Origin of the sequence: Sneathiella chinensis, assembly GCF_012720115.1 — a bacterium.
GTDB classification, from domain to species: Bacteria; Pseudomonadota; Alphaproteobacteria; order Sneathiellales; family Sneathiellaceae; genus Sneathiella; species Sneathiella chinensis.
Window position 1 is genome coordinate 368,630 of record NZ_VNWN01000007.1, and the last position, 14,051, is coordinate 382,680.

Here is a 14,051-nt window from a genome sequence, read left to right on the forward strand (position 1 = left end):
GAAGAACCGCCCCCGCCGGTCCCGTTCCGGCAACTAAAGTCCTGTAAAAGAGCCGCAAAAAATCGGTTTTTCGCCGCTTTCAAGCAAAAAACAGCAAAGTTTTTACATTCGAATCTAGCCTTGAAGTCAAGAACATGCTAATCGGGCGCCAACGATTTTGAGGAGCATAGCTAGAAATGGATATTTCAAAGATTTCCGCCGGTAAAGATGTCCCCTGGGACGTAAACGTCATTATCGAAATTCCTATCGGTGGCGTGCCGGTCAAATACGAAGTGGACAAGGACTCAGGCGCCATGTTTGTGGACCGCTTCCTTCACACCGCCATGTTCTATCCCTGCAACTACGGTTTTATCCCTCACACTCTGGCCGATGACGGCGACCCGACCGACATGCTGGTTGCGGGCCCGATCCCGGTCATTCCCGGTGCTGTCCTGCGCGCCCGCCCCGTCGGCGTCCTGATCATGGAAGACGAAGCCGGACAGGATGAAAAAATCCTCGGCGTTCCGGTGGACAGCCTGCACCCTTACTACTCCAACATCCAGAACTACTCCGATCTGCGGGGCGTTCTGCTGGACCAGATTTCCCACTTCTTTGAACATTACAAGGATCTGGAAGCCAACAAATGGGTCAAGATCGTCCGCTGGGGCGATGCCGATGAAGCCGCTGAAATGATCAAGAAATCCCTGACCAAGGATGCCCTGATCGGCTAATCACCGACCCACATACCGCACGCCCCTGACAACAGGAGCCTGCGCACCGTGACAGACCCCCGCCGCCGGCGGGGGTTTTTGTTTGTCCGGGACGTTCAGCCATAAAAAAACCCTGCCGGAGACCGGCAGGGTTTCAAAGAGAGAGCCGACCCCGCAACGTGAGCCGGCTGTCATTCTGTTTCGGACCTGATTAGCCGTCCAGTTTCGGACGCAGCAACTGGTTGACCACACCCGGGTTGGCCTTGCCGCCGGTGGCCTTCATGACCTGACCGACGAAGAAGCCAAACAGCTTGTCCTTACCACCGCGATATTCTGCCACCTTGTCCTGATTGGCGGCAATGACCTCGTCAATGGCCGCCTCGATGGCACCGGTGTCAGAAACCTGCTTCAGGCCTTTTTCCTCGACAATCGCCTCGGCGGCCTTACCGGTTTCGAACATTTCCTCGAACACTTCCTTGGCGATCCGGTTGGAAATGGTTCCATCCTTGATCAGATCGATCAGTTCACCCAGCGAGTCGGCGGATACCGGGCTATCGGACAGGGACTTGCCGGTCCGGTTCAGGTTGCCGAACAGCTCACCGATCACCCAGTTGGCGGACAGTTTCGCATCCCGCCCCTTGGCCACGGCCTCGAAGAAGTCGGCGATTTCCTTTTCCGCAACCAGAACACCCGCATCATAGGCGGTAATGCCCAGATCGTTGACGAACCGCGCTTTCTTGTCGTCCGGCAGTTCCGGCAGATCGGCACGGATTTTCTCGATGAAGGCATCATCGAATTCCAGCGGTAACAGGTCCGGGTCCGGGAAATAACGGTAGTCATGCGCTTCTTCCTTGGAACGCATGGACCGGGTTTCCCCCTCGACGCTGTCATAAAGGCGGGTTTCCTGATCAACCGTACCGCCGGCTTCCAGAATGTCCACCTGACGGTTGGCTTCATAGATGATCGCCTGCTGGATGAAGCGGACAGAGTTGATGTTCTTCATCTCGCAGCGGGTGCCGAACGGCTCACCGGGACGGCGAACAGAAACGTTCACGTCGGCCCGCATGGAGCCTTCTTCCATGTTACCGTCACAGGTTCCAAGATAGCGCAGGATGCTGCGCAGCTTCTTGATGTAGGCCGCGGCCTCTTCCGGGGAACGCAGGTCCGGATCGGACACGATCTCCATCAGGGCGATGCCGGACCGGTTCAGGTCGACCAGTGACATGCTGGGATGCTGGTCATGAATGCTCTTGCCCGCGTCCTGTTCCAGATGCAGGCGGGTAATACCGATTTCGCGGGTTTCCCCATCCTTCAGATCGATGGTGATCACCCCTTCGCCAACGATCGGCTGCAGGAACTGGCTGATCTGATAGCCTTGCGGCAGGTCGGCATAGAAGTAGTTCTTCCGATCGAACACGGAATGCTTGTTGATCTTCGCCTTCAGGCCCAGCCCGGTGCGAACCGCCTGCTCAACAGCCTTTTCGTTGATGACCGGCAGCATGCCTGGCATGGCCGCATCCACAAACGAGACCTGCGAGTTCTGCTCGGCACCATATTCGGTTGCAGAACCGGAAAACAGCTTGGATTTGGATGTCACCTGGGCATGGACTTCCATACCGATGACAACTTCCCAATCGCCTGTTGCGCCTTGAATAATCATTCCCATGTTATCCTCTCCACCAATCGGAAGGTTTGGCGGTAAATTCCGCAGCCTCTTCAAGAACACCTGCGGTTCTGATCACTGTTTCCTCGTCAAACGGGCGGCCCAGCAACTGCAGGCCAAGCGGCAGTCCGTCCCCGGACAGACCCGCCGGAAGCGAAATCCCCGGAAGACCGGCCAGACTTGCCGGTACGGTGAACACGTCGTTCAGATACATTTCAAGCGGGTCCCCGCCGGACTTCTCGCCAAAGGCAAAGGCCGCGGACGGCGCTGTTGGCGTCAGGATGGTATCCACTTCCTTGAAGGCAGTGTTGAAATCCTCGGCGATCCGGGCGCGGACCTTCTGGGCTTTCAGGTAATAGGCATCGTAATAACCGGCAGACAGGGCATAGGTCCCGATCAGCAGACGGCGTTGTACTTCCGACCCGAAGCCTTCCGCACGGGTGCGGGAGTACATGTCGGCCAGATCCTTGCCCTCGACCCGAAGGCCATAACGCACCCCGTCATAGCGAGCCAGGTTGCTGGACGCTTCGGCCGGGGCAATGATGTAATAGGACGGCAGGGCATATTTTGTGTGTGGCAGGCTGATCTCGACGATCTCGGCACCTGCAGCCTTCAGCCACTCGATCCCCTTGTCCCACAGGGACTGGATTTCCGCCGGAACGCTGTCCAGACGATATTCTTTCGGGATCCCCACTTTCAGGCCCTTGATGTCGCCAGTAAGCGCGGCCTCGAAATTCGGGACATCCATATCCACGCTGGTGCTGTCTTTCGGGTCGAACCCGGCCATGGCTTCCAGCATGATCGCGGCATCGCGAACGGACCGGGTCATGGGCCCGGCCTGATCCAGACTGGACGCAAAGGCAACCACGCCCCACCGGGAACAACGGCCATAGGTCGGCTTCATCCCGACAATGCCGGTAAAGGCGGCAGGCTGGCGGATGGAACCGCCGGTATCCGTACCGGTCGCCCCCATTGCCGTATAGGCGGCCACTGCACTTGCGGACCCGCCGGAGGACCCACCCGGAACCAGCGGCTGGTCGTCTGTCTGGCGGCGCCACGGGTTGACCACATTGCCGTAAAAGCTGGTTTCGTTGGAAGAGCCCATGGCGAACTCGTCAAGGTTTACCTTACCCAGCATGACAGCGCCTTCATTCCACAGATTTGTGGTGACGGTGCTTTCATATTTCGGCTTGAAGCCGTCAAGGATATGGGACGCGGCCGTTGTCAGGGTGTCCTTTGTGCAGAACAGGTCCTTGATGGCCAGCGGAATGCCTTCCATCTTGCCAACGGTTCCCTGCGCACGGCGCTGATCGGAGGCGGTTGCCATCTCGACGGCCTTTTCAGGGGTTTCCGTGATATAGGCGTTCAGGCCTCTTGCGGCATCCATGGAGGTGATATGCGCTGCGGTCAGTTCCACAGCGGAGAACTTGCCGGCGGCCAGCCCGTCGCGGGCCTCGGCAATGGTCAGTCTTGTCAGGTCACTCATTATTCAATCACCTTCGGAACAGCAAAGAAGCCATCTTCATGGCCGGGGGCATTGGCGACAATGTCTTCCTGATAACCGCCATCGGAAATCTCGTCAGTCCGCCAGCGCAGTTGCATATCGGCGACCGAGGTCATGGGGGCTGTATTCTCGGTGTCAACTTCACCCAGTTGTTCAACCCATCCCAAAATCGAATTCAGTTCAGCGGCAAGCGGTTCAAGGTCTTTTTCCTCAACCCGGATGCGCGCCAAGTTGGCTACTTTCGCCACAGTGGCTTTATCAAGCGACATGTGTCACCCTTTGCTGTATAGATGCTTAATCCGGAAGGTCGGCCCGGAAACTACCTGTATGACTCGAACAGAAGCGCCAAACCGACAATGGGCGCAAATTAGCGTAACGAATGCTCCTCGGCAACCCCACCCATTTGAAACATTTCATTGCCCTTGACCAAAGGCTTATGGGATTCGACCCCGGCACAAAAACAATCGGGCTGGCCATCTCGGATACATCCCTGAAAGTGGCGACCCCTCTCAAGACCATCAAGCGAAAAAAATTCCGCGATGACGTTGCGGAAATTGCTGCCGTTATCAAGGAGTACAATATCGGTGGCTTTTTGATCGGCCTGCCCCTCAACATGGATGGAAGCGAAGGCCCCCGGTGTCAGTCCAGTCGCCAGTTCCAGAAAAACCTGGAAGAGAATTTCGACCTTCCCATGTGTTTCTGGGATGAGCGCCTGTCCACCGCCGCCGTCACCCGCACCCTGCTGGAGGCCGATGCCTCCCGAAAGCGGCGCAGCGAAGTGGTCGACAAGATGGCCGCCGCCTTCATCCTTCAGGGCGCCCTTGATTACATGAGTTAGGAATCGGTCCACTGGGAGGGCCGCACCGCGAGATGATGCGGCCTCATATCTCAATGGTCAGACTTCAGGAATGAGCCAACCGGCCTTCCGGCAACCGCAGGGTCACGGTTGTCCCCTCGCCCACAGAACTTTCCAGCGTCAGGTGGCCGCCATGCAACTCGGCAAGGTTGGCGGCCAGCGGCAATCCAAGGCCAGCCCCTTCATATTTTTTCGTAAAGGCACCGCCTTCCGCCTGCCCGAAGGGGCAAAGGGCAATTCTCAACTGCTCCTCGGTCATGCCGATTCCCGTATCCCGGATGATAATTTTCGGACCGTCTTCCAGCCCCACCTCGACAGAGACCTGTTCCCCGCAAGAAAACTTGACCGCATTTGACAGCAGGTTCAGGACAATCTGCCGGATGCGGCGCATGTCGGCGTGCAGAACAAAATCCTCGCGGATCGTCACATCAAGATCGCATTTACCCTCGCCTTCCTTGTCGGCGATCATTCTGACCGCGCTGTCAATCACGCCGGAAATCTGGAATTCATTGTCTTCCAGTTCCAGATGATTGCCTTCGATCTTGGCAAGGTCCAGCAGGTCATTGACCAGCCTCAGCATATGCTCGCCGCTTTCCAGCGCGTAGGACGCATATTCCTCGATCTTTTCCGGGGTCATGGTCTTTGAGCAACTGCGCAGCAGGGTGCTGAACCCGATAATGGCATTCAGCGGCGTTCTGAATTCATGGCTCATATTGGCAAGAAAAGCGGATTTCGCCGTGTTGGCCACCTCGGCTTCCCGCAGCGCCTGTTTCAGTCGATCCTCGGCCACCTTGCGATCTGTGGTATCCTTCATGATCCCCACATAATGACAAATCGTACCGTTCTTATCGACGACGGGCGATACGGACACCTGTGCCCAGTATTCCTGACCGTGTTTGGTCAGGTTGCGGTATTCTCCCCGCCAGATCCGTCCCTGCCGGACCTCCCTGATCATGGTGATAAACTGGTCCCGCGGCGTGCTCCGCTTTTGCAGGAAGGCAAGACTGCCGCCGCGCACTTCCTCAAGGCTGTAGCCGGTCCGAACGGCAAACTGCGGGTTGACATATTCAACGCAGCCCTTGCGATCGGTCACGATAACGCTGTCCGGGCATTGCTCAACCGCACTGCTGAGCGTACGCAGCAATTCGTCCTTTTCCTCGCGGACACTCAGGTCCCGGAAAACAACCTGTGCGGCAAGGCGATTGCCCCACGCCACCGGGGCCCCCCGGCTTTCGATCAGGCAGGCACCACCGCTTTGGCGGCGGATCGTATATTCCATGGGGGTCAGGGACAGGCGCTCTTCCATGATGCCGCTGATCCGCGCGAAAACCATTTCCTGATCGTTTGGATGAACGAATTCAAGAAGGTTGCAACCAATCAGGGAATCGGTGCTTTTCACCCCGAACAAGGGGGCCGCCTTGTCATTTGCAAAAACAATATTGCCATCGATGTGAACGATGACCGCATCCGGCATCTGGTTCGCAAGTGTCAGAAACAGGCTGGTATCATCGACTTTCCCATTGCCCGCCTCCTTGGAGTGTTCACCGCAGGAAACATCGAAATCCCTGCTGAAACCGACTTCAGTGTCAATCTCGAAAGCGACCCTCATACCCCACTCCATACCATACATTGCGAACGATTATCCGCATACTGAACCTTGTTACGGCCGGGAGGGTGTCGATTTACCGGCAAGGTCACATTGATTTAAATCAACGCACCTGAAAAACAGTCCCTCGCCCCCACCTCGGACGGCTATTTTCCGGGATCTGTCCTGCGCCCCCATTTCCCCCCCACAAGCGGCATTCACAGACCGGGCAATCAGACACTTGCCCCAAGCCGGGATGATGGCTATACACTTTCCTTTTGATGACACAGCTAGACAAATCACGATTTGCCCACAGGGACCTTCTGGATATCGCCCGGCTTTCCGCGCAGGATATTACGCTGCTGCTGGATGTTGCAGAAGGCTATGTGAACAAATCCCGTGGCCGGGACAAGAAGCTGTCGCTCTTGCACGGCTTCACCCAGATCAATCTTTTCTTCGAGAACTCCACACGTACACGGACATCCTTTGAGGCGGCCGGTCTTCGGCTCGGCGCGGATGTCATCAACATGTCCGTGAGTTCCAGTTCGGTCAAGAAGGGGGAAACCCTGATTGATACGGCCATGACGCTGAACGCCATGCACCCCGATGTGCTGGTGATCCGCCATTCCGATTCCGGCGCCCCGCACCTGCTGGCCCAGAAAGTGGACTGCGCCGTGATCAACGCCGGCGATGGCAGTCATGAACACCCCACACAGGCCCTGCTGGACGCCCTGACCATCCGCAACCGCAAGGGACGGCTGGAAGGCCTGACCGTTGCCATTTGCGGCGACATCCTGCACAGCCGTGTGGCCCGGTCCAACATTGCCCTGCTGAACATCATGGGCGCCCGCGTCCGGCTGGTCGGCCCAACAACCCTGCTGCCGTCCAACGCCCGCAAACTGGGGGCGGAGGTCTATCATTCCATGAAGGAAGGCCTGAAGGATGCGGACATTGTCATGATGCTGCGCCTGCAGACCGAACGGATGCAGGGCGCTTTCGTTCCGTCCATTCGCGAATATTTCAACCTGTTCGGGCTGGACAAGGAAAAGCTGAAAGTGGCCAAGCCTGATGCGCTGATCATGCATCCCGGCCCCATGAACCGGGGTGTGGAAATTGACAGTGAAATTGCCGACGACCTGAATATCAGTGCAATTTCCGAACAGGTGGAAATGGGCGTGGCCGTCCGCATGGCCTGTCTGGACCTTCTGACACAAGGAGCCCGGTCATGACCCGGACACATCCCCACGCCCTTCTGAATGCCCGTCTTCTGGACCCGGCAACCGACCTTGATGTGCGGGGCGGCCTGCTGATCCGAGACGGTCTGGTGGCCGATTTCGGGCCGCACATCACCGCCGACACCCTGCCGGACGGGGCCTCCTTTGAAGACTGCAACGGTTTTTGCCTCAGCCCCGGCCTTGTGGATGCCCATGCCTATCTGTGTGAGCCGGGCAAGGAACATCGCGAAACCATGGCCACCGCCGGCCTTGCCGCAGCGGCAGGCGGTGTTACGACCATCAATGCCTTTCCGGCCACGGAACCGGTGATCGACGAGGCCGCCCTTGTGGAGCTTGTGGCCCGCCGCGCCCGCGAAACCTGCCCGGTAAATGTGGTGGTGACCGGCGCCCTGTCAAAAGGCCTGCTGGGCGAGGAAATGGCCGAGTTTGGCCTGCTTGCCGAAGCGGGCGTTGTCGCCTTCAGTGACGGTCAGATGGCGGTTGGGAATATCAATCTCATGCGCCGGGCCCTGTCCTATTCCACCATGTTCGGCCTGCCGGTCATCGTCCATGCGGAAGAACCGTCGCTGGCCCGCGGCGGTGTCATGACCGCCGGACGGACCGCCACTTTCATGGGTCTGAAATCCATCCCTTCCTGCGCCGAAGCCATTCTGGTCGAGCGGGATATCCGGCTGGTTGCCATGACCGGTGCCACCTGGCACGCCGCCCATCTCAGCACGGCTGACGCCCTCAATTCCATTCGCCGGGCCAAGGACGAACAGTTGAAGGTCACGGCGGGCACCGCCCCGCACTATCATGCCCTCAATGATCTGGAAGTCGGGGAATACCGGACCTTCGCCCGCGTCTCTCCGCCGCTGCGGGAGGAAGAGGACCGCATGGCGGTTGTCGAGGCCATCAAGGACGGAACCATCGATGTGATCTCGTCCCAGCATCTGCCGCAAAGCGCCGACAGCAAGCGCGTTCCCTTTGCCCAGGCGAAACCCGGTGTCATCGGACTGGAAACCATGTTGCCGGTCAGCCTGCGTCTCTATCACAATGGGGATGTGGGATTGCTGGACCTGCTGCGGACCATGACCATTGCCCCGGCCCGCCTGCTGGGGATCGATGCCGGACGCCTTGAAAAGGGCAAGCCTGCGGACCTTTGTCTTTTCGATCTGGAAAAACCATGGCAAGTTGATGGCACACAGTTGCAATCAAAGTCCAAGAATACGGCCTTTGATGGTCATCTGCTGCAGGGCCGCGTTGTAAAAACGCTGGTCGGTGGCAGGACTGTATTTGAACGATAACGACAGATCGATAGCCGTAGCTTGAACCACAGAAAGTCAAACCATGCCTGAACCCCTTGGCGACCTCAGCTTTACCTGGCCGTTTTTCATGGCCGCGATTGTCGGCTACCTGATCGGCTCCATTCCGTTTGGTCTGGTGCTGACGAAACTGGCCGGACTGGGCGATGTGCGCAAAATCGGCTCCGGCAATATCGGGGCGACCAATGTGCTGCGGACCGGAAACAAGGGGCTGGCCCTCGCCACCCTTCTTCTGGATGGGGGCAAGGGCGCGGTTGTCGTCCTGCTGGCCAACGCCTACCTGACACAGGATTATGCGGTTCTGGCAGGCGGCGGGGCGTTTCTGGGGCACCTGTTCCCGGTCTGGCTGAAATTCAAGGGCGGCAAGGGCGTTGCCACCTTTATCGGGGTCATGCTGGCCGCATCTTGGCCAGCGGGTCTTGCCGTTGCGCTGACATGGCTGGCCTCGGCCCTGCTGTTCCGCATCTCGTCCCTGTCCGCGCTGTTGGCGGCGGCCCTGTCCCCGCTCTATATTTATCTGCTGATGGATTACCCGATCGGCGATATCTATTACGGGGATGTTCAGCGCATTCAGTTCGCTGCCTTCATGGCGGTTCTGATCTTTATTCGCCATCATGAAAATATTGCCCGCCTGCTGACCGGCAAGGAACCCCGGATCGGCAAGAAATAAGGCTGGATCGTCGGTTGTTTTATTGAAAAACGGAACAACCGACACCACATCCCCTGCGAAACTCGCTTGTGGAGTGCCCCCATGCCCAGCAACAGTCCAGCGCACAATTACTGTGTGGGCGTCAAACGCCTTGTCCTTCTGGACCATCAAGCGAAACTGCATTTCATTGATCAGGTGCTGGCCCTGACCGCCAGAATGCCGCCCCCGTCAAAAATGCGCACCTGTTGCCATCAGCATCGCAATGACAATCGCCGCCGCCCGTCCAAGCGCAACCAAGCCCCAAGCCGCCCCGCAGCCTCACCCCCAGCCGCCGCGCGCCCCGCAATCTCAACGCCATCTGTGATATCTTCGGCGGCCCCGGAAACACAATCCGCACCCCCTCTCCCCGTATCGGCGGGTGCGTCTTCCTCTTTATCGCCGTCGCTGTCACCGCCACCTTTTCCCGCGCCTCCTTCTGCACCGTCTTCGCCTGCGCCCCGGCCCTGCTGGTGCAGGCGCCTGCTGTCGCAGTTGTTTGATCTGTCCCCGAAATGCCCTGAAGACGGCACCGGAAATTAGCGCATAACTTGTAAAATATTATTTATTTTTCAATTGACGGGTGAAAATTCTTTGTTCACATTTTTCAAATGCTTGCGACACAGGAACTCTCATCATCGGAAAAGCTGGACTGGCTGCGCCTGATCCGGTCGGAAAATGTCGGCCCGGTGACCTTTTATCATCTTCTCGGGCGGTATGGTTCGGCGGGTGAGGCCTTGAAGGCGCTGCCTGAACTGGCGCGAAACGGCGGCCGAAAGAAACCAATCCGGGTCTGCCCGAAACAACAGGCCGTTCAGGAGGCCCGCGCCCTTGTTGATTTTGGCGGCCGCATGATCGGGGCCTCGGAACCTGGTTATCCGCCCCTTCTGAAAGAAATTTCCGATCCGCCGCCCCTGATCAGTGTCAAAGGGCCCCCCCACCTTCTGACCCGCGAGACCCTTGGCATTGTCGGCTCCCGCAATGCGTCTGCCGTGGCCCTGAAGCTGACGGCGCAATTCGCCGCCGGATTATCGAACCGGGGATTGATCATCGCCTCGGGTCTGGCGCGGGGCATTGACAGTGCGGCCCATCAGGCATCGCTTGCGGGGGGGACGGTGGCCGTCCTTGGCGGCGGGATCGATGTGACATACCCCCGCGAGAACGCGGCCCTGCAACAGCAGATTGCCGAACAGGGATGCCTTGTGGCTGAACAACCCTTTGGCACCACGCCGCAGGCCCGCCACTTTCCCCGCCGCAACCGGATCATCTCCGGCCTGTCCCGCGCCATTCTGGTGATGGAGGCCACGCCCCGCTCCGGCTCTCTGATCACGGCGCGGTTTGCCGCAGAACAGGGGCGCGACGTGTTTGCCGTTCCCGGCTCGCCCATGGATCCGCGGGCGCGGGGCACCAACAACCTGATCCGTAACGGCGCCCTTCTTGCAGAAAGTGTGGACGACATCATGGCCGAACTTGCAACCGGTCGCGGGCCTGCCCTTGCCGAACCGGATGCCCCCCTTCACGCCCTTGCCCCGGCCCCCTCTCCGGCCGAAAAAACCCTGTCTGAGGCCCGCCCCCGCATCCTCGAACTTCTCTCCCCGGTGCCCATCAGTATTGATGAGTTGATCCGCCTCTCAGATCAGTCCCCTTCCACAATTTTAACGATTTTGCTTGAACTGGAACTGGCAGGCGGACTAGAACGCCATTTTGGAAACAGGGTTTCCTTAACGCGGTAGCCTCTCTATATTTGGACGAATGTCCAACATGCCGAGGCAGGCAAACAAAGAAAGACTGTGGTGTTTCGATGAATGTAGTTGTCGTGGAATCTCCGGCAAAAGCGAAGACGATCAACAAATATCTGGGCAAGGACTTCACGGTTCTGGCGTCCTATGGTCATATCCGCGACCTGCCATCAAAGGATGGATCGGTGAAGCCGGAAGAAGACTTCGCGATGGACTATCAGAATGACGCGAAATCCGCCAAGCATATCAAGGCCATAGCGGACGCTCTTAATGGCGCGGAAAACCTGTATCTTGCCACTGACCCGGATCGCGAGGGAGAGGCCATTGCCTGGCACGTGCTGAAGGTGATGGAGGATAAGAAAAAGATCAAGGACACCAAGGTCAGCCGCGTGGTTTTCAACGAAATCACGAAAAAGGCCGTGCTGGACGGGATTGCCAATCCGCGTGAATTGGACATGAACCTTGTGAATGCGCAGCAGGCCCGACGCGCCCTTGACTATCTGGTCGGCTTCACCCTGTCGCCCGTATTGTGGCGCAAACTGCCCGGTGCCAAATCCGCCGGCCGCGTGCAATCGGTCGCGCTTCGCCTGATTTGCGAACGGGAACTGGAAATCGAGGCTTTCAAGCCCGAGGAATACTGGACAATCGATGCCGACTTCCTGACCGGGAAAGGCAGCAGCATTACCGCCCGCCTCACCCATGCTGAGGGGCAGAAGCTGGAAAAATTCTCCATGCCGAACGCGGACGTGACCAAGGCCATTGCCGACAAGGTCCGCGCCGGTTCCTTCAGCGTGGACACGGTGACCAAGAAACCCGCACGCCGCAACCCGGCCATGCCGTTCACCACATCGACCCTGCAGCAGGAAGCCTCCCGCAAGTTGGGATTTGGCGCCAAGCGGACCATGATGGTGGCACAAAAGCTGTATGAAGGGTTCGATATCGGCGGCGAGACCACCGGTCTGATCACCTATATGCGTACGGACGGTGTCAGCCTTGCGATGGAAGCCATTCACGGCTGCCGCGATGTCATCGCCAAGGAATATGGCGAGGAATACGTGCCCGCCTCGCCGCGCATGTACAAGACAAAATCCAAAAACGCCCAGGAAGCGCACGAGGCCATTCGCCCCACCGACCTGTCCCGGACGCCGAAAGAAATGGCCCGGTTCCTTGATCAGGAACATCTGCGCCTGTATGAACTGATCTGGAAACGGACCGTCGCCAGCCAGATGGAAAGCGCCCAGTTGGAGCGCACCACCATCGATTTCACGGATGGAACGGGCAATATCCTCCGCGCCACGGGCAGTGTGGTCCGCTTCGCCGGCTTCCTGAAACTCTATGAAGAAGGTCAGGACGACGCCGACGATGAGAAGGATGGCAAGCGCCTGCCCGCCGTCAAGGAAGGGGAAGCTGTCACCACCGAGGATGTCCGCGAGGACCAGCACTTCACCGAACCGGCCCCCCGCTATTCCGAAGCCAGCCTCGTCAAGAAGCTGGAAGAACTGGGGATTGGCCGTCCGTCCACCTATGCGTCCATCATCTCGGTTCTGCAGGACCGGGAATATGTCAAGCTGGACCAGAAACGCTTTATCCCGGAAGACAAGGGCCAGTTGGTTACCGCCTTCCTGTCCTCTTTCTTCACGCGCTATGTGGAATATGATTTCACCGCCCAGCTTGAAGAACGGCTGGACGATATTTCTGACGCCAAGGTGGACTGGAAACAGGTCTTGAGGGATTTCTGGAACGATTTCAGCATTGCCGTCGAAGGCACGTCCGAATTGCGCATCACCGATGTGCTGGAAGAACTGAACCGGGTTCTGGGCCCCCATGTCTTCCCGCCCCGCGAGGACGGAACCGACCCGCGTGCCTGCCCGAAATGTGACGAGGGCCGCCTTGGCCTGAAAACCGGTCGTTTTGGCGCCTTTATCGGCTGCACCAATTACCCGGAATGCCGCTACACCCGTCAGCTGGGCACATCCGGTGACGATGACGGCAGCTCTGAAATTGATGATGGGCCAAAGGAGCTTGGCCTTGATCCGGATACCGGCCTGATGATCACCCTGCGGAAGGGCCCCTATGGCCCGTATCTGCAACTGGGCGAGGCCGAACCGAAGAAAAAACCCAAGCGGGTTTCCATCCCGAAAGACATCCCGCTTGAGGATGTTGATTTTGAAATCGCCGTTCAACTGATGGCCCTGCCCCGACAGATCGGCCCGCACCCGGAAAGCGGTTCCATGATTACCGCCGGTCTCGGGCGCTATGGCCCCTATGTGGAATGCGACAAGAAATATGGTCGCCTGACCAGTGGCATGGAAGTCCTGACCGTGGGCATGAACCGCGCCGTGGAACTTCTGGCCAGCGCCAAGACCCGCGGCGGTGCCGGACGGGCAGCCCCGCCCCTTCGGGTTGTGGGGGCCCACCCGGAAGATGGTGCCGACATCAATGTCAAGGATGGACGCTATGGCCCCTATGTGACCCATGGCGGGATCAATGCGACCATTCCCAAGACATCCGATCCCATGACCATCACGCTGGAGGACGCGGTTACCCTTCTGGCGGAACGGGCTGCGAAGTCGGGCAAGAAGCCGAAACTGGCTGGCAAGACCGCTGCGAAGAAGACAACCGCGGCCAAGAAAGCGCCTGCCAAGAAGGCCCCGGCCAAAAAGCCCGCAGCCAAGAAAACAACCGCAGCCAAAAAGCCGGCGGCCAGCAAGACCACCGCGAAAAAAGCTCCGGCCAAGAAAGCCGCTGCCAGCAAATCCGCGTCCGGCAGTGACGCCTGACCGGACCGGAC

General features: G+C 58.5%; 11 protein-coding genes. 7 read left to right on the forward strand and 4 right to left on the reverse strand.

Annotated elements, in window-relative coordinates; genetic code table 11:
* Positions 1-176: 176 nt before the first annotated feature.
* Positions 177-710 (forward strand): inorganic diphosphatase, encoded by a 534-nt coding sequence (gene ppa / locus FQB27_RS14205; RefSeq protein WP_169561710.1) that lies wholly within the window; start codon positions 177-179, stop codon positions 708-710.
* A 190-nt stretch (positions 711-900) separates the two neighbouring features.
* On the opposite strand, the gene gatB is transcribed toward ppa, so the two are convergent.
* The 3 genes from gatB to gatC are packed head-to-tail and all read right to left on the reverse strand — an operon-like array spanning position 901 to position 4,125.
* On the reverse strand, positions 901-2,355 hold the full coding sequence (gatB, locus tag FQB27_RS14210) for an Asp-tRNA(Asn)/Glu-tRNA(Gln) amidotransferase subunit GatB (RefSeq protein ID WP_169561711.1): 1,455 nt from the start codon (positions 2,353-2,355) through the stop codon (positions 901-903).
* Position 2,356: 1 nt separating this feature from the next.
* Positions 2,357-3,838 (reverse strand): Asp-tRNA(Asn)/Glu-tRNA(Gln) amidotransferase subunit GatA, encoded by a 1,482-nt coding sequence (gene gatA, locus FQB27_RS14215; protein WP_169561712.1) that lies wholly within the window; start codon positions 3,836-3,838, stop codon positions 2,357-2,359.
* Positions 3,838-4,125 carry an Asp-tRNA(Asn)/Glu-tRNA(Gln) amidotransferase subunit GatC gene (gene gatC / locus FQB27_RS14220; RefSeq protein WP_169561713.1) on the reverse strand — a complete coding sequence of 96 codons (288 nt, stop codon included), beginning with the start codon at positions 4,123-4,125 and terminating at the stop codon, positions 3,838-3,840. The genes gatA and gatC overlap by 1 nt, the downstream gene beginning before the upstream one ends.
* A 167-nt stretch (positions 4,126-4,292) precedes the next feature.
* On the opposite strand from gatC, the gene ruvX reads away from it, so the two are divergent.
* Positions 4,293-4,694: a Holliday junction resolvase RuvX gene (gene ruvX / locus FQB27_RS14225; RefSeq protein ID WP_240953518.1), complete on the forward strand. Its 402-nt coding sequence runs from the start codon at positions 4,293-4,295 to the stop codon at positions 4,692-4,694.
* A 64-nt stretch (positions 4,695-4,758) separates the two neighbouring features.
* Here ruvX and FQB27_RS14230 read toward each other — a convergent pair whose 3' ends face one another.
* Positions 4,759-6,321: a PAS domain-containing sensor histidine kinase gene (locus FQB27_RS14230; RefSeq protein ID WP_169561715.1), complete on the reverse strand. Its 1,563-nt coding sequence runs from the start codon at positions 6,319-6,321 to the stop codon at positions 4,759-4,761.
* 257 nt (positions 6,322-6,578) lie between these two features.
* Here FQB27_RS14230 and FQB27_RS14235 point away from each other — a divergent pair, with 257 nt between their 5' ends.
* From FQB27_RS14235 to topA, 5 genes are all read left to right on the forward strand, one after another.
* Positions 6,579-7,526 carry an aspartate carbamoyltransferase catalytic subunit gene (locus tag FQB27_RS14235; protein ID WP_169561716.1) on the forward strand — a complete coding sequence of 316 codons (948 nt, stop codon included), beginning with the start codon at positions 6,579-6,581 and terminating at the stop codon, positions 7,524-7,526.
* The gene (pyrC, locus tag FQB27_RS14240) at positions 7,523-8,818 is read left to right on the forward strand and encodes a dihydroorotase (protein ID WP_169561717.1); all 1,296 of its coding nucleotides are present in this window, start codon (positions 7,523-7,525) and stop codon (positions 8,816-8,818) included. The genes FQB27_RS14235 and pyrC overlap by 4 nt, the downstream gene beginning before the upstream one ends.
* Positions 8,819-8,861: 43 nt before the next feature.
* The gene (gene plsY / locus FQB27_RS14245; protein WP_169561718.1) at positions 8,862-9,506 is read left to right on the forward strand and encodes a glycerol-3-phosphate 1-O-acyltransferase PlsY; all 645 of its coding nucleotides are present in this window, start codon (positions 8,862-8,864) and stop codon (positions 9,504-9,506) included.
* Between the two features lie 626 nt (positions 9,507-10,132).
* Entirely contained in the window at positions 10,133-11,254 is a 1,122-nt protein-coding gene (dprA, locus tag FQB27_RS14250) for a DNA-processing protein DprA (RefSeq protein ID WP_169561719.1), read from the forward strand.
* A 68-nt stretch (positions 11,255-11,322) separates the two neighbouring features.
* The gene (gene topA / locus FQB27_RS14255; RefSeq protein ID WP_169561720.1) at positions 11,323-14,040 is read left to right on the forward strand and encodes a type I DNA topoisomerase; all 2,718 of its coding nucleotides are present in this window, start codon (positions 11,323-11,325) and stop codon (positions 14,038-14,040) included.
* Positions 14,041-14,051: the final 11 nt, after the last annotated feature.